Genomic DNA, 15,838 nt, shown 5'->3' with positions numbered 1-15,838 from the left:
CGGGGTTCAATTATGCAAAACCAGACGAGTTCCCCCCTTCCGACATTCTTCGAGGACTCAGGGAACGGCAGAAAAGGCATTATGAGCTGGCTGACGTCAACCGACCACAAGAGGATCGGACTGATGTACCTCTATATGGTGCTTGGGATGTTTATTGTCGGAGTTTGTCTCGGACTTGCCATCAGGCTGGAGCTCATTGCTCCCGGCAAGACTATTATGGAGGCACAAACCTACAACGCAGTATTCACACTGCACGGCGTCATAATGATATTCATTGTGGTTATCCCCAGCATACCCGCTGCCTTCGGTAACATCATCCTACCCATCCAGCTGGGAGCAGAGGACGTGGCGTTCCCCCGTCTTAATCTGTTTTCATGGTATCTGTATATGTTCGGTACATTTCTCGCACTTCTGTCACTCTTCACAGGTGACGGCCCCCCTGACACGGGCTGGACATTCTATGTACCGTTCAGCGAATTCACCACAACTAACGTCAATACAGCGGTTGCAGGCGTTTTCATACTTGGATTTTCATCTATACTGACAGGCTTGAACTTCATAACCACCATACACCGCCTGCGTGCCCCCGGGCTCGGCTGGAAGAAGCTCTCACTCTTTGCCTGGTCTTTATATGCAACAGGCTGGATACAGGTGCTTGCCACTCCGGTGCTGGGTATCACTGTTCTCCTGATTATGGCTGAACGCATCCTCGGTGTGGGACTTTTTGATCCTGCAAAGGGTGGCGACCCCATTTTATATCAGCATTTATTCTGGATATATTCCCACCCTGCTGTTTATATAATGGTTCTCCCTGCAATGGGTGTTGTTTCAGAGATAATTCCTGTATTCGCCAGAAAGCCCATCTTCGGCTATAAAGCAATTGCCTTTTCAAGCCTTATGATAGCTTTCGCCGGTTCGCTCGTCTGGGCACACCACATGTTCACATCAGGGATGAGCGACACTGCTGTTATGATATTCTCGCTTCTGACATTTATAGTTGCCATCCCCTCTGCTATCAAAGTCTTCAACTGGATCGCAACTCTGTATAAAGGCTCAATTTTCATAGAGCCCCCGCTTCTTTATGCTCTTGGATTCATATTCCTGTTCTCTATCGGCGGGCTGACAGGGCTGGTTCTTGGGTCAGCCGGAACTGACGTCCATGTACACGACACATACTTTGTTGTAAGCCACTTTCACTATGTTATCTTCGGTGGAACAGGTTTCGGGCTTTTTGGTGCAATGCACTACTGGTTCCCCAAGATATACGGACGCATGTATAATAAAAATGTCGCAACCACCGGCTGGACAATTCTTATGATAGGGTTCAATCTGCTCTACTTCCCTCTCTTCATTATAGGACTGGAAGGGATGCCCAGAAGATATTATGACTACCTCCCCCAGTACCATACAGGTCACCTTATCTCCACAATAGGCTCATGGGTGCTTGCAGCAGGACTTATTGTTATGTTTGCCAATCTTTATGTCGGCATGAAAAAAGGTAAAAAAGTCGGGCGTAACCCGTGGGGGGGAGCAACTCTGGAGTGGTTCACGCCATCGCCTCCACCGCTCCTTAACTTCGACAACGAACCCGACTCCTCCAGAAACCCCTACAGATACAAGGGGGTAAAAAGAGATGAGTAACGTTCATAAAGACTACGAAGGTGCAAAACTCGGCATGTGGCTGTTCCTCTTTACTGAGGTTTTGTTATTCGGCGGTATGTTTGTGCTTTATTCTGTTTATCTTGCACGATACCCCCACGAATTTCATACAGGAGGAAAGGAGCTGGATGTTTTCATAGGATGCCTTAATACCGTTGTGCTCCTTATTTCCAGCTATTTTGTGGCTATCGCCATCACCTACCTCCAGAGGGGAATGCAAAAGAAAGCTATAACCTTCACCACACTAACAATACTCATGGCTCTTTTTTTCCTTGTGAATAAAGCCTTTGAGTGGAATGCAAAATTCAGTCACGGAATATACCCAAACTCTGAACACCTGCTGACTCTGCCGAAAGGAGAGATCATCTTTTTCGGTCTCTACTTCCTTATGACAGGGCTTCACGGTCTGCACGTTATCATCGGCGGAGTTGTGATGGGTTTTGCCATATATTTCATGAAAAAAAATAAAGTAAACAGCACAGATTTTGTCATGTTGGAAAACGCAGGGCTATATTGGCATCTCGTTGACCTGATATGGATTTTTCTCTTTCCGCTGTTTTACCTGGTTATATAAAGGGGGCACAAAATGGAACACAATCAACATCACCATATAACGTCTCTGAAAACAGCTTCCGCTGTTCTTGGGGTGCTCCTGTTTCTTACATTTGTTACCGTTGCGGTGTCGAGAATCAACCTCGGATATTTTAACGTTGTGGTGGCTCTTGCACTTGCTACAACAAAGTCGCTTTTTGTCATACTATTTTTCATGCACCTCAAGTATGAAAACAGAATGCTCAAGGCATTTGTGTTTATATGTTTTCTTATACTTGCCATATTTATTGGTATGACATTCTTCGATGTCGGCTACAGGGCGGTGTGATATGTTAGAAACAATAAGCAGAGTTGACACAGCATTTCAGTTTATCTTCGGCATCTCTTTTGCCATCATGATACTGATAACACTGGTTGCCGTCTTCTTCCTCTTCAAATATCATCACACAAAACACCCTGATGCTTCCGAGATCGACGGAAATGTCGCGGCAGAGCTCACATGGACTATCATACCGACACTAATAGTTCTTGCTATGTTCTGGTTCGGGTGGAGCGGGTATAAGGCTCTTCGCAGTGCACCTGCCGACTCGATGGAAGTTCAGGTCACTGCACGCATGTGGTCATGGAAGTTCGAATACCCGAACGGTAAGACCAGCAAAGAGCTCTATGTGCCGGCAAACAAACCAGTTAAGCTGAATATGACCTCTCTTGACGTGATACACAGCTTTTATGTACCGGCATACCGTGTAAAGATGGACACCGTCCCGGGTATGAACACATACGTGTGGTTCAACGCGGGTGAACCTGCACAATATGACATACTTTGCGCCGAATACTGCGGAGTACGTCACGCTTTCATGCTTTCAAAAGTCGTTGTTCTGCCCGAAGAAGAGTACGAACTATGGCTGGCTTCAGATGAACAGCCGTCTACTGATAAACCGGAGGCTGTTGCAATACTTGAAAAACACGGATGCATTGACTGCCATTCACTGGATGGAACAGAACTTGTCGGACCAACCTTCAAAGACATCTACGGACGTGAGACTGTTGTAGTCACTCCGGATGGTGAAATGACTGTGACTGCGGACGAAAAATATCTTGAAACAGCAATATACGACCCTTCAGCAGAGATAGTGAAAAACTATGAAGATATGATGCCTCCTTTTAAAGATGAAATGTCCGGAGATGAACTTGATACTGTCATTGAATACTTTAAAAGCGGCGGTACCCAAGTTGAAAAACCGGGAGAGAAAGGGAGAGTCATAGCGGAAAATGAAGGCTGTACAGGGTGCCACTCTACAGACGGTAGTATCCTTGTGGGACCGAGCTTCAAAAACATGATTGACAGAAACCTGACTGCTGTAAAAGACGGTAAAAAAGTTCAACTCAAAGCTGATGCAAGGTACATCATAAGCTCTATCACTCACCCTTCAGAATACATCGTTGACGGTTTTGACGAATCTATGCCGCCTTATGACTATCTGGATGATGAACAGATCAAAGCTCTTATCGAATACTTTAACACCCTGAAAGACTGATGACAGAAACAATTCAGCTATTCAGACCAAAAATATCAGTAATGGTAGGTCTTTCGGCTTTTGCCGGGGCCTGCCTTTACGACTCGCTTCTAAACAGAGAACATTTTTACGCTGCTGCTTCCGCTGTGTTTCTCTCTGCCGGAAGCTCAGCCCTCAACCAATATCAGGAAAGCAGAGAAGACAAGCTAATGCTCCGCACCAGACGCCGCCCTGTAGCCAGTGGTGCAATGTCAGGCTTCGAAGCAGTGAGATTAGCTGTGTTTATGCTGGCACTTTCCGCTTCAATGATGATCATGGCTGGCAGTATTGCAGGTCTGGTCTTTTTACCCTTTACCATAATGGTTTACAACTTCATATACACCCCTATGAAAAAGATATCTCCATTCGCTCTTCTGATAGGCTCAGTAACAGGAGCCATACCGCCTGTGATGGGCTATGTTGCTGTTGGCGGGAGTGCTTTCTCGCCTGACATTATGACTGTTGCAGTGGTCCTCTATATCTGGCAGACACCTCACTTCGCCCTTCTGTCTGAAAGATTCAGCGCAGACTACCGCCTTGCAGGTTTCAAAACTCTCTCCTCTGTTTATGGCAAGCCGAAAGCGGAACTTTTTATAAACACATGGCTGGCAGCTTTTATCTGTGCACTGTTTTTCATTCCTGTCTCTAACGTATACTGCTTTCAGGCGATGTCTGCCGCTCATCTCGGCACAACAATAGTCTTTGCCTCTGCTATGCTTTGCGTAAGGAAAAGCAGCACAAAAACATTTCATATTCTGAACTTATGTATGGTTATTTTCTTCCTAATGCTTGTAGTTGACCGAATAATCCTTTAAACTCCCAGATAATATTATTCACGAGGAAAACATGAACGATAAAACCATCCGCATAATGCAAGAACAACTTGTAATAGTTGAAAAATATATGAAAGACCTTGAAGAGGCTTCTGATAAAAAAACACTTATGGAGGCAATCAGTACATGCAGCCATAGTATCAAAAGCCAGTACCCAGACCTTGAAGATATTGCTGACGACTACTGCGACAGGTCTCAGACAGATGAAGAACTGAAAAGAATAAGCGACACCATAGGAAAACTTCTCAGTACAGAGGTCACTAAATTTTACGGGAAAATGGGTCAGTATATGGCTGATTCAGACTTTATGGAAACCTTTGCAGAATTTGATATCGTAGTGGGAAACAACCCACTCTTCGGTGTAAACCAGTTTGGCGGTGATGTGGCAGCAGAGGTATCCAAATCCATTGCCGGAGGTCTGGACGGCATGGCAACTCAGATGATTGCTGACAGCACAGAAATTGATGAGTCTTCTATCAAAGGCATTACAAATGTTATGGATTCCTTTCTGGGGCTTTCCCAAAGATATGTTGCCAAGATGCAGGAAGCCTCAACAGCGAGAAAAGCTGTCACTGCCACAGATGCCTTTGTCAGCTCTATTAAAAAGATGATCCCGGAGATGAAGCAGCACAGCGACCAGTTAAAGCTTCTGATGGCTAAAAAAGAGAAACCTGAACAAATATTAAACATGGCGGAAAGTCTCAGGAAAACACTTGGCGACGACCTCAAAGCTGTCATGAAAGACAAAGAAGAACTACTGGCAGACCACAAAGTTCAAAAATCCGTAAGCAAACTCGGTGCAGTTCTCAACGAAGTTCCTTTTTAAGTATCAGCCTAGGTTAATTGCGTAGTTTTATACGGTTGAAGACAAAACACCACGCATTTATGCGTGGATGAATGAGCTAATCACAGCTTTAGAGCTTATAAGTCATTGCAAGGAATGTAATGACGAAGCAATCTCAGGATTAACGAGTCCAGAGACTGCCACACCCCTGCGGGCTTCGCAGTGACGTATTTTGCAATAGAATCAAGGGGTTACATGGGGGAATCTATTTGACCAACTAGTATATTTCAATGTTTTGACGATTGTAGTTATTGACAGCAGCAGAAAGAAATAAAAAAATAATATGCTGACTAACCATCTTAAACTGATTAGAACTGTAAGTCTGTATAAAACTCATTCAGGTAAAGCATGGCAGCCAAACAGTTAAACGGAGTACAGAGCTCAGGCGCTCTTATGTCCGCCATAAAACTTCATTATTGAATCGTCATTGCGTGAAACTTCGATACTTTGTGACACTACTTCTTGTCTACTTTTTTTTTTGACTTCAAAAAAAGCTTTATAAAGCGAACCACACTCTTCACAACGACAAACACCAGGCTCTTTTACAACGATCTTCTCACCACATTCTTTGCACTTAAAGGACATTTTAGTCTTCGCCATGAATCTCTCCTGCTAATATATAAAAAGATATTACCTTGAGGAGGCTGTATCTCGCCACCGTCAAAATTGTATCAAAAGATTAGCACAGATTTTTTCAAACCAATGTTAAATATTTGCAAAACATGTTAAAAGAGTCAAATAATCCTTAACTGTTAAGCTGCCGTATGATACTCGCAGAAAAAGCAGATCATTTTAAAATGGCAATTCATAAACAGTGGTGTAAAGCTGCCCTGTGCCATCATAAGCTGTGAAATACATAGAAACTAAAAGAGGTGCTGTCTCAAAAAGTTGACCAAAATCACCTGTGAAAACTCCACCATCCAACGGAATCGACCGTTCTATTTCACCACTTGTATTGTCCTCCAGAGTATAAACTAATTTAAACGTCATCCTTTCTGCGTCATAAGCTGTCGGTTTTGTCAGAGAAAAACTGAATTCCCCAGTATCTATCATCTGCATGTGGTCAAAATTCTCTAAATCGTTAAGTGTGATAAAATAATCATTGGTTACAGTTTCCGGGTCAACAGGAAAGCCTTTAACAGTATATTCATACAAATCATCACTACTGTCTGAATATGTAGTCTCTATTGAGTAGATTTGATCCTCTGCAACGGACGGGTTTGCACCGCTACTGTAAAGGTCTATAAAAGAATTTGCAGATATTTCCGGCAAAGAAGGTGTGTCCGGTTTATAAATTTCAAACCCCTCACAATCTACGCACGATTCTTTGATAAAGGTGTAGGGCATAGTAATCGCATCACCGGAAACAACGATATTATCAACTTGTCCTTTATCGTCAGTAAACCTGGCACTGACACCGGAAAACATGGTTCCGTTACCACCGCTGTATCCTATCGGTAAGATATTATAGATTTCAGCCGCCAGATCAGATTCGTATTTTCTATTGTTTCCGGACAGTTTCCATGTACCATTTTCTTTAACCAATACTGCTTTCTCTCTGAAAACAGATCCGTCGCTAAAGTTTATTTTGAATTCAGAATCTGTCCCCTCAGGGTCTATTGATGCAACATTGACTTCTGTTTTCACCAGAGAAACATTGGCATCGCCAAACTCAAACCACGAGTCCTGAAGGAGATCATCAATAAACTCGTCTCTGTCATACCCGTAAAAAACTCCGAAGCTGTCTGCAACATACGGGCTGATTTTTTCCGCACTGGGGGACTCTTCAGTAACAGCACTGACAAAATCATAAATAGCATTACCCAGCGCAAAGTTATCTGAAAATGTACACTGAAGATTGACTGTATTCTCTGCGCTTTCACTGATAAGCACAGACGCACTGCCTGTGCATGCCTGAACATTACCAACTGTATAGGCAGTTATAGTCAGATTATAGGTTGTTCCTGTTGTTAAACCAGTTAACTGAACTAAGCCGTTGGGAGCTTCCGCTGTAACATCCTGCTCACCGGAAGAATCTTCTCCGTTGTTATACGAGATTGTAACTTTTTCAAGCAATGTATTGCTGACATAAAAATCGCCGTCAACTATCCTTGAGTTCTTAAATTTAAGGTCAAATGCAACACGAGGTTCATCTGATGCAGAGCTCCCCACTCCTCCTCCACATGATGTAAGAATCAGCGAAAGAAGAAGCAATACAGATATAAGAGAAATACGCATGTTTTATCTCCAATCATAAATTTCATTTTGTTTGAACTATTGTTTATAATATCATATTTTCAAAATTATACCTGTCGAGAAATAAGAAAACAAGACTTCAGTAGTTAAACAAATTAAAAAAATTACAAAAAGATATCATTTCTGAAATTTTCAAGACAAGGCAATTTTGATCTGACCTCTGACAGGTGCTTTTTATCCACTTCGATAACCAAAAGCCCTTCATCATTTTGCAAAGCAGAACATTCCTCTGCAAATGGTCCGAATGACACGGAATAACCTGAGAAATTCCCTCCGCAAAGATTAGCTGTAAGAGCATAACATGTATTTTCTAAAGCTCTTGTTCGCAGAAGGGTATGCAGGTGTTCAATTTTAAGTTCTCCCCCGTACCATGCCGCAGGAACTATAAAAAGCTCTGCCCCCCGCTTTACAAGGCTTCTGTATGTCTCAGGAAAGCGAAGGTCATAACATATAGAAAGCCCGCACTTAATCCCACCGCTCTCAAAAACAGGAGGACGCTCCGAACCTCTCAGCATATAATCTGATTCTGTAAATGACAGAGCATCAAAAAGGTGAAGCTTTCTGTATTTTGCCTTTATACTGCCGTCAGAACCATAGACGACCGCAGTATTATAGACTTTTTCTGTTCCGGTTTCTTCCCACAGGCATGCACAGACATCAACTTGATATCTGACAGCGGCATTTCGGAGAGAGCTGGCAAAACTGCCTGTCTCAACATCTTCTGCAAGCTGATAGAGTTCAACCCCATCCCCTCTGTTTCCCATTACCATCTCCGGCAGAACAACGAGATCGCAATCTGATGCTTTCTTTATATACATCAAAGACTTTTCAAGATTTTGCTCTTTGATACCTGAAAGATTAATCTGCACAGCAGCAGCACGCATAAATCCCCCGGACAAATAGTTATTCATTGTTTGCATTATTACTTAAAACCTGTTAAAACCCTAGTAAAATCTTATGAGGTGAACTATGGGCTGCTGTAGCGGTGATGACAATAACGGTTCTTGTGGATGTAATTCAGGTCCGGAACAAGACGGTGAAATGATGAACTTCTCTTTTTCTATGGACAAAGAGATGTTTGAAGACGTGAACGAATCTGCAAAAACAAATAACATGGCTTTTGAAGAGTTCATATACAATTGCATAGAAGTCGGTCTTGCAATAACTGCCGGAGATCTCGCACTTATTGATACTGACCAGCTCGAACTCGACGAAGACGGCGAAGACACAGAGGAAGAAGAAGCCTAGAGCCTCTTCGACCTGTAAAGCACAACTTCGTTAGTGCTGATATCTGTGACCAGTCTTAGCGGTCTTTTCGGAAAACGGTAATATTTTACTACATTTTCGAAACCGGTGATATCATCCAGCACTTTACGTATCATATTATGTCTTTTTGTTATGGTATTACTGAGATGAAATGTCTCGTTATTATCCAGAACAGAGATATACGCTATCTTTGATTCAACAACATCATGGAAAAAATGGGTTCCGTAGGACAACTCCGGAACCATCCCTTTCTCTATATGCCCTATTTCTATGACAGCCTTCATCGAATTAATCTGGCTGAACGCCACAGGAACCCCCAGGGCTGTAACACTGGAACCCCATCTGCCATACCCCATAAGAAGGCAGTTATGCCCCTTTTCTTTTACCCTGTTGTTTAGTACGCCTATGATATCAGCACAATCTCTCTTTTTATCTGACGACAGCTTTATATATTCGTCCCAGTCAACATACACAACCGTGTCCAGCACGAGGGAATTACTCCCTCCGAGGAAAGTTCCCGAAGCCTTAAAAACTTCGTACTCAGATTCTGTCCCCCCGAGGACGACCCCCTGCCCTATCTTCTGCACCTGAACAGGTCTGCATTGAAGTATATTGATTCTGTATTTTTCATCATCTTTAAAATTTACAGTAAACTCAATCTCAACAGGATGATTATAAACATTTTCGATGGTTTTCATCAACTTGCCGAGGGATGAGAGTACATTGGTATTTTTGATAACGTGATCATGGGAGATATACCACGCTTTTGTATTCCCACCGAGGGCGGATGCGAGCTGTCTCTCGATTTCGTAATCGCGGGAGGCAATGTATTTCATAAAGTTATTATCTGTACCGTCATCAAGGTCTGCCGGTTTAAGTTCACGTACCATGTTGCTATACGTATCAACGACCTCCATTGACCGTTGTGAATACTGCCGTCTGTTTTCCATCCCCGGCATAGGATAATCATCCGGACGGTTCAAAGCTATCATACGGGCATAGTCACCGCCGGCATTGTCTACTGCTTTGGTTCCAAGTCCTGAAACCAGACGAACAAGTCCGGACTCCGGATCTATCTTTTTGTCCCATATGTATGAATTATACGAGTGTCCTACTCCGGCAAGATGGGGAAAGTAGTAGTCGCCGTTGAAGACACCGGACACCCTCTGGATTATTATAGACATAATATCAGGTCGACCTTTGATCTCGTAAAAACGCCTGTATTTAACCGCCTCAGAGCTGAACATACTTGCATATATTGCTTTGAAGATATCTGATAGCTGACGTGTCATAGTCTCATCGTCACCAGTAAGGATACAGAACTTACTTTCATACTTACCCGCAAAGGAACTCTCAAAGCTATCTTCCAGAAGACTGCTGGAGCGTGCGATAATGGGGTAATGACCGAAATAATCTATAAGGTCGTCCATCCTTTCGATAACTTCCGGAGGCATCTTCGCATTGAGAATTTTCCTGTAGAGTTTCTTGGCTTTGATAGTGTCAGCAGATTCGATAAACCCTTTATAGTCTTTCCAGAGACCGTTATAGATCATAAATGTATAGAAAACATCCGCCCCCAGAAAAAAGCTGTCATCAGGCTCGGAGTGTTTTTCATAAATTTCTGGATGGCTTTCTTTGACAATCTTTCTGGCTATGAGCATACCGGTTGCTTTACCACCGATAAATCCTGAACCTATGGTTCTTCTTCGGATCAGTTTCAGCTCATGCAGGTTAAAGTATTTACAGGCAAGATTTATAATCCTCTCATCCTCGCCCATCATTATCATGCAGAGTCTGCGTATCGCTTTCTTTTCATCAAAGTGTTCACTCTGATCCCCGAGAAAAAGCTTGTCCAGACAGTGGTAATACTGCATGTCGCTTCTCTTGTCCGGCGGAGTGATCACTTCCATAGCTTCAACGTTATCCATAACAGGACGAACGCTCTTCTTTACATCAAGGATATATGGTTTATACATGACATTGGAATGTCTGCCGTCCGCTTTTCTCGGCAGAAGGCAGTGCCTGCCGACATTATCTTTCATAACACGGACAACAACGGAAGCAGCTTCAGTGACCTTTTTTACTGTAAACTGACGCTGACATTTCTTGATCATGCTCATAAAAGAGGTAATATTCTTCTCTTTCATCTTTTCCACTATCATGTGGTAAGCATATCCTGCCAGCCAGTCAGAACCCCAGAACGCCATAAGGCTTGTGAGGCAGTCCATAAAAACGATATCACCCTGCTTCAGAGTGTCTATATAGGCGCAGGTATCCTCAACAAAAAACTCAAAACCTTTATAAGGATCTACAAGATGTTTCTGCATTAAGTCAGAATCAATTCTGAGTTTGTCAGGTCCCTGATAATATTTGATATGGTGGATAGATTCGTGATTAACACTAATATCCTGGAGCAAAGATTCCACTACTAATCTATAGCCGAGTGCTTCTTCCGTCTGAAAGACCACATGGTCTCCGTACCGCAGCCCCCCAACAAGGGTAAGTATTCCATCACCAGGTATAATCATACTCACATCAGCCTCCTTGAAAAGGTACTATATACTAAAACAAAGAGGATGTGAATGGCTCAGACTGTGGAACAGTTTTCAGGTGAAACAGTTCCCAGTTTTTTAAGATCGTCCTTGATATCCTGCTCTTCGGCAATAAAACCAAGGCTCTGTCTTATAAGCGCAGCTCTCTCACCGTTACTCGTTTCAAGCCTGTAGATTATCCATCTGCCATCTTTACGGGAAGTTACAAGACCTGCATTACGCAATATTTTAAGGTGAGACGATATTGTAGACATTGAGACTTTAAGTACAGCATTAATTTCACACACACAAAGCTCGCGAACATTTAGCATGCTAAGTATGCGAAGCCTGTTGTTGTCACCTAGTGCTTTAAAAACATCAACTTTATTTTCCATTTTTCCCCGCAGCGATATAAAATATTTCTTACAATATAATGACAAAAATAATTAATTACAATTCATTTCGAACCTGAGATTCAAGCAAATCAGAGTTCGAGTTCGCAAACGGCTTGAAGCAGAAGTTTCTTGTTCACAGGTTTGTACACAATATCGCTAACGCCCTGAATAGACTCAGCTTCGCTTCTATATGCTGTCGTCACAATAATTGGAGTTTCTGAATCGATTTCACGTATCTTTTCAATCATTTCAAAGCCGCTCATTTCTGGCATTGAGAGGTCTGTAATGATCAGATCAGGCCTGAACTCTCTATACTTACCGAGCCCCTCTTTCCCGTCGGAAGCAGGGTGGACAACTTTAAAATATTTAGACAGCATTCTGTACGCCATTTCCCTTGTAATGTCGTCATCTTCAACGTATAGAACAGTTAATTCACCCAATTTGTCATGAGAGACCATCTTATGCTCCGAATATATATATGCTACCGCTATATTAGCACAATACATCAATTTGTCCACACTCAATAAATTATACTATTATATCAAGATCTTACAAAGCTCAAAAAAGAAGAAAACATCTAAAAACAACTAACAGAAAGGATACATATACACAAGAAAACAGATATTTTTTTTCATAGAAAAAATGCTAAATACAATAACAACATACTCAACCATATGTTATAATAACTCATTTAAGACATGGGGAGAGACATGAAGATAGCCAACAAAATTGCTCTTAGTACAATTGCATTAATCATTATAACCATAGGAATAGTTACAGCACTCAGCATTTACAGCATAAAAAGCCGTGAAAAAATCAATCTCGAAAATTTCAGGCAAACAGAATATAAAAGAGTGGAACAAAAGCTGGAAAGTCTTCTTGACGTCACATTTGAATCTGTCACCAGCACTTTTGAAAACTCTACCCAGAAGGAATACATACAAAACGTTTACGGCAAAAGACTTAACTCTGTAATCGACTCAACGTTTTCACAGATAGAACAGATATACAAATCTTATCAGAACGGTGAAGTAAGCGAATCTCAAGCTAAAAGTGAAGCTCAGAACCTTGTCAAAGCTGTGCGTTACGACAGCGGAACGGGCTACATCTGGATTAATGACACAGGGAAACCCTACCCTAAGATGATCATGCACCCCATAGCGTACCAGCTTGACGGGCAAATACTTTCAGCAGAAAAATATAATGTCGCAGAAAATAACGAAAACCTGTTCAGCGCAATGGTCAAAACAGTCGAGAAAGACAAAGAAGGTTTTGTCGGATACCTCTGGCCTAAACCAGGTAAAGACACCCCCCAGCCAAAGTTATCGTATGTCAGACTTTTTGAACCATGGGGCTGGGTTATAGGGACAGGTGTTTATGTTGATGACGCAGTGGATGACGCTATCTCTAACATTCTGACTGATGTTGCAAAGTACAAGTACGACAACGGAACAGGATATTTCTGGATAAATGACACCGACCTGCCTGAGCCGAAAATGGTAATGCACCCAATAGCTCCGCAGCTGAACGGAAAACCGCTCTCAGAAAAAAAATACAATGTCGCCGGTCCAAACCGTGATGAGAATATTTTTATAGCCATGATAAACGCTACTAAAAAGGACGGCAGTGGCTTTGTAAGCTACCTCTGGCCCAAACCAGGCAAAGACACTCCACAACCCAAAATGTCATACGTCCGTCTGTTCGAACCGATGAACTGGATAATAGGTACCGGAATATATACAGACGATATTGATGACGCCATCGCAGAAAAAACCAAAATGCTGGCTGCCGAAACAAACAAACTCGTACTTAAAATAATGTTCATAGCGGGAATAATGGTTCTCCTTGGCGGATTTGTTACAATTTTCATAGCAAAAGGGATAGCCGGAAGCATAAGCTCTACATCAGCCATCCTTAAGCAACTTTCAGAAGGCTCTGGAGATCTCACCAAAAGGCTTGATGCAGGCAGCACAGGAGAAACCAAAGAGCTCTCCATTTCTTTTAACAAAGTACTGGACAATCTGGACGAAAGCTTTACACAGCTAATACATGGTCTCGCAGGAACAGCAGAGTCACTGGTTCCTATTATCAAGGCATCAGATACTGTTAAATATTCACTCGAAGAAACAAATGATATGGCATCACAGGTTGCAACCGCTGCAGAACAGATGAGTTCTTCCATAAGTGATATTGCGAACAACACATCAGATGCCGCCGCCCAGAACGAAGAAGTTGTCCATGTCTCCAGACAGGGGGGCGAAATAATCAAACGTTCTGAAGAAATCTCTGTAAACATGAGACAGAAAATAGAAGCTCTCACAGGTGAAATACATAAGCTTACCGGTCACGCCACAGAGATCGAAAATGTAATTACTGTAATCAATGATATATCAGAACAGACTAACCTGCTTGCTCTTAATGCTGCAATTGAGGCTGCAAGGGCAGGTGAGGCAGGCAGAGGCTTTGCCGTTGTTGCCGACGAAGTAAGAAAACTTGCCGAAAAAACTCAGGACTCAACAGAAGATATACGTAAAATGGTCAAAGAGATGCAGGGGCGCGTGCAGACAGCAAACACTGAAGCAGTGATTGTCTCTGACCTCGTTATCCAGCAGTCAGAGATCGACACACAAACATCAGAAAATTTCTCCAATATCATGAGCGCTGTGGAAAGCCTCTCCAATAATATTCTTGGTGTTTCCAGTGCCGTTGACGAACAGTCCGCTGTCACAACAGAGATAGCAAGCAGTATAGAAACAGTGTCTATGTCTTCTGCCAAATCCAAAGAAGAGCTCGGATATCTCTCTGCCAATATAAAAAGCCTCATTGAAAACATAATGTACACAAGTGGTCTCTTCAGTGAATATAAACTTAAGAGTACGTCATCTATGTTTGCAATAGCAAAACTTCAGCACCTTATATATCTGAATAAAGTTTACGCAGTATACGAAGGAACAAGAACAGAAACCGCGGACATCACTATTGACCACCATAGCTGTGCTTTTGGTAAATTCTATTACTCCAAAGGGGTTGAAATCCACGGAAACCTGCCCGAATTCAAAGCACTGGAACCGATACACCAGCGTGTACATGCCTTAGCAGCAACGGTTGTCAGCAACACTCAGGCAGGCAACAGAGAGAGTGCCAGAGAAAGCATATACGAACTTTTCCAAATAGCAGAAGATCTCATGCAGAAATTGAACAATATAATAAACGATAATAACATCAAGTAAGCAATAATGGGCATCAACTCGGTGCCCTTGCTTATCTATTATAATTTGTCAGCAAAGAACCCTGCCAAGCCCTCTTATCAATGTGTTAAAATTAATATATACATTTTGTATATATATGCTATAATCGTGGACACTTAACATGAGAGGTGGTCTTTTGAATAGCTTATTTGATCTTATTGGAAGCGAAAGCACCATCCATTACGCTGTACTGAACCCTCATGATAACACCCTTTATGATATAAGCGACTCACTACAGAATATCACCGGAGCAAAAGATTACCAAAACAAAATGCTGCGTGAAGTAATCGGATGCCTTGACACATCAGACTGTGCAAACAGTGCTGTAAGACTTGACATGACCAACAAAGACAAAATTATTCACGTTTTTGAATGCAAAGCACTTAAAAAACAGCTTTTTGTAATTAAATTTAAAACTGTCATAGACGGCAAAGATAAACATGTAGTTCTCTTTACAGACACTGACAACACCTCACTAAACACAAAACTCATGAACGACCTTGACAGCATCATCACTCACGAACTAAGAAACACACTTAACCATCTATCACTTATAAACAACTGTCTTCTTGAGCGTTTCTCAGGAAACGAACTTGACGACTTTCAGGAGCTTCTCTCTTTGTCAGAGCAGAATGTCATGGTCATAGATAAGATCATCTCAATATATGGTGACATAAAAAACAACATACCGTAAGCTT

15 protein-coding genes are annotated in these 15,838 nt (G+C 42.2%); 9 read left to right on the top strand and 6 right to left on the bottom strand.

Translation table 11 applies throughout. The features are described 5' to 3' along the window. The first annotated feature begins 12 nt into the window (after nt 1-12). Genes ctaD through DACET_RS05045 form a run of 6 tightly spaced genes read left to right on the top strand, consistent with a single transcriptional unit; the run spans nt 13 to nt 5,426 of the window. Nucleotides 13-1,641 carry a cytochrome c oxidase subunit I gene (gene ctaD, locus DACET_RS05070; protein WP_013010315.1) on the top strand — a complete coding sequence of 543 codons (1,629 nt, stop codon included), beginning with the start codon at nt 13-15 and terminating at the stop codon, nt 1,639-1,641. After that, nucleotides 1,634-2,233 (top strand): cytochrome c oxidase subunit 3 family protein, encoded by a 600-nt coding sequence (locus DACET_RS05065; protein WP_013010314.1) that lies wholly within the window; start codon nt 1,634-1,636, stop codon nt 2,231-2,233. The genes ctaD and DACET_RS05065 overlap by 8 nt, the downstream gene beginning before the upstream one ends. A gap of 12 nt (nt 2,234-2,245) precedes the next feature. Next, nucleotides 2,246-2,539 (top strand): cytochrome C oxidase subunit IV family protein, encoded by a 294-nt coding sequence (locus tag DACET_RS05060; RefSeq protein ID WP_013010313.1) that lies wholly within the window; start codon nt 2,246-2,248, stop codon nt 2,537-2,539. A gap of 1 nt (nt 2,540) precedes the next feature. Continuing rightward, nucleotides 2,541-3,749 carry a cytochrome c oxidase subunit II gene (gene coxB / locus DACET_RS05055; protein ID WP_013010312.1) on the top strand — a complete coding sequence of 403 codons (1,209 nt, stop codon included), beginning with the start codon at nt 2,541-2,543 and terminating at the stop codon, nt 3,747-3,749. Next, on the top strand, nt 3,749-4,582 hold the full coding sequence (locus tag DACET_RS05050; protein WP_013010311.1) for a protoheme IX farnesyltransferase: 834 nt from the start codon (nt 3,749-3,751) through the stop codon (nt 4,580-4,582). The genes coxB and DACET_RS05050 overlap by 1 nt, the downstream gene beginning before the upstream one ends. 31 nt (nt 4,583-4,613) lie before the next feature. Then, on the top strand, nt 4,614-5,426 hold the full coding sequence (locus tag DACET_RS05045) for a hypothetical protein (protein WP_013010310.1): 813 nt from the start codon (nt 4,614-4,616) through the stop codon (nt 5,424-5,426). Nucleotides 5,427-5,825: 399 nt separating this feature from the next. Here DACET_RS05045 and DACET_RS05040 read toward each other — a convergent pair whose 3' ends face one another. The 3 genes from DACET_RS05040 to DACET_RS05030 form a co-directional block, all read right to left on the bottom strand. Beyond that, on the bottom strand, nt 5,826-6,044 hold the full coding sequence (locus DACET_RS05040) for a hypothetical protein (RefSeq protein WP_013010309.1): 219 nt from the start codon (nt 6,042-6,044) through the stop codon (nt 5,826-5,828). Nucleotides 6,045-6,236: 192 nt separating this feature from the next. After that, nucleotides 6,237-7,682, bottom strand: a complete 1,446-nt coding sequence (locus DACET_RS05035; RefSeq protein ID WP_013010308.1) for a hypothetical protein — start codon at nt 7,680-7,682, stop codon at nt 6,237-6,239. Nucleotides 7,683-7,804: 122 nt separating this feature from the next. Then, nucleotides 7,805-8,584, bottom strand: coding sequence for a carbon-nitrogen hydrolase family protein (locus DACET_RS05030; protein ID WP_013010307.1), 780 nt, complete (start codon nt 8,582-8,584; stop codon nt 7,805-7,807). A gap of 85 nt (nt 8,585-8,669) precedes the next feature. Here DACET_RS05030 and DACET_RS05025 point away from each other — a divergent pair, with 85 nt between their 5' ends. Further along, entirely contained in the window at nt 8,670-8,948 is a 279-nt protein-coding gene (locus DACET_RS05025) for a hypothetical protein (RefSeq protein WP_013010306.1), read from the top strand. Here the strand turns inward: DACET_RS05025 and DACET_RS05020 are convergent. From DACET_RS05020 to DACET_RS05010, 3 genes are all read right to left on the bottom strand, one after another. Then, nucleotides 8,945-11,494, bottom strand: coding sequence for a PEP/pyruvate-binding domain-containing protein (locus DACET_RS05020; RefSeq protein WP_041229901.1), 2,550 nt, complete (start codon nt 11,492-11,494; stop codon nt 8,945-8,947). The genes DACET_RS05025 and DACET_RS05020 overlap by 4 nt on opposite strands. Nucleotides 11,495-11,553: 59 nt before the next feature. Further along, entirely contained in the window at nt 11,554-11,892 is a 339-nt protein-coding gene (locus DACET_RS05015; RefSeq protein WP_013010304.1) for an ArsR/SmtB family transcription factor, read from the bottom strand. A gap of 89 nt (nt 11,893-11,981) precedes the next feature. Next, entirely contained in the window at nt 11,982-12,350 is a 369-nt protein-coding gene (locus tag DACET_RS05010; protein ID WP_013010303.1) for a response regulator transcription factor, read from the bottom strand. A gap of 252 nt (nt 12,351-12,602) precedes the next feature. On the opposite strand from DACET_RS05010, the gene DACET_RS05005 reads away from it, so the two are divergent. Both DACET_RS05005 and DACET_RS05000 read left to right on the top strand, forming a co-directional pair. After that, a complete protein-coding gene (locus DACET_RS05005; RefSeq protein WP_013010302.1) occupies nt 12,603-15,122 on the top strand; it encodes a methyl-accepting chemotaxis protein in 2,520 nt (839 codons plus the stop codon). Between the two features lie 154 nt (nt 15,123-15,276). Next, entirely contained in the window at nt 15,277-15,834 is a 558-nt protein-coding gene (locus DACET_RS05000; protein ID WP_041229899.1) for a hypothetical protein, read from the top strand. Nucleotides 15,835-15,838: the final 4 nt, after the last annotated feature.

The organism is Denitrovibrio acetiphilus DSM 12809 (genome assembly GCF_000025725.1).
Taxonomy (GTDB): Bacteria; Chrysiogenota; Deferribacteres; order Deferribacterales; family Geovibrionaceae; genus Denitrovibrio; species Denitrovibrio acetiphilus.
Note: the sequence above shows the minus strand (reverse complement) of the source record. Positions and strands in the feature narration are given on the sequence as shown.

Coding starts and splice junctions, on each gene's coding strand:
- DACET_RS05045 (WP_013010310.1), top strand. CDS start 4,614: ATGAACGATAAAACCATCCGCATAATGCAAGAACAACTTGTAATAGTT.
- DACET_RS05005 (WP_013010302.1), top strand. CDS start 12,603: ATGAAGATAGCCAACAAAATTGCTCTTAGTACAATTGCATTAATCATT.
- DACET_RS05050 (WP_013010311.1), top strand. CDS start 3,749: ATGACAGAAACAATTCAGCTATTCAGACCAAAAATATCAGTAATGGTA.
- DACET_RS05015 (WP_013010304.1), bottom strand. CDS start 11,892: ATGGAAAATAAAGTTGATGTTTTTAAAGCACTAGGTGACAACAACAGG.
- DACET_RS05060 (WP_013010313.1), top strand. CDS start 2,246: ATGGAACACAATCAACATCACCATATAACGTCTCTGAAAACAGCTTCC.
- DACET_RS05030 (WP_013010307.1), bottom strand. CDS start 8,584: ATGCGTGCTGCTGCTGTGCAGATTAATCTTTCAGGTATCAAAGAGCAA.
- coxB (WP_013010312.1), top strand. CDS start 2,541: ATGTTAGAAACAATAAGCAGAGTTGACACAGCATTTCAGTTTATCTTC.
- DACET_RS05010 (WP_013010303.1), bottom strand. CDS start 12,350: ATGGTCTCTCATGACAAATTGGGTGAATTAACTGTTCTATACGTTGAA.
- DACET_RS05065 (WP_013010314.1), top strand. CDS start 1,634: ATGAGTAACGTTCATAAAGACTACGAAGGTGCAAAACTCGGCATGTGG.
- DACET_RS05035 (WP_013010308.1), bottom strand. CDS start 7,682: ATGCGTATTTCTCTTATATCTGTATTGCTTCTTCTTTCGCTGATTCTT.
- DACET_RS05025 (WP_013010306.1), top strand. CDS start 8,670: ATGGGCTGCTGTAGCGGTGATGACAATAACGGTTCTTGTGGATGTAAT.
- DACET_RS05020 (WP_041229901.1), bottom strand. CDS start 11,494: ATGATTATACCTGGTGATGGAATACTTACCCTTGTTGGGGGGCTGCGG.
- DACET_RS05040 (WP_013010309.1), bottom strand. CDS start 6,044: ATGGCGAAGACTAAAATGTCCTTTAAGTGCAAAGAATGTGGTGAGAAG.
- ctaD (WP_013010315.1), top strand. CDS start 13: ATGCAAAACCAGACGAGTTCCCCCCTTCCGACATTCTTCGAGGACTCA.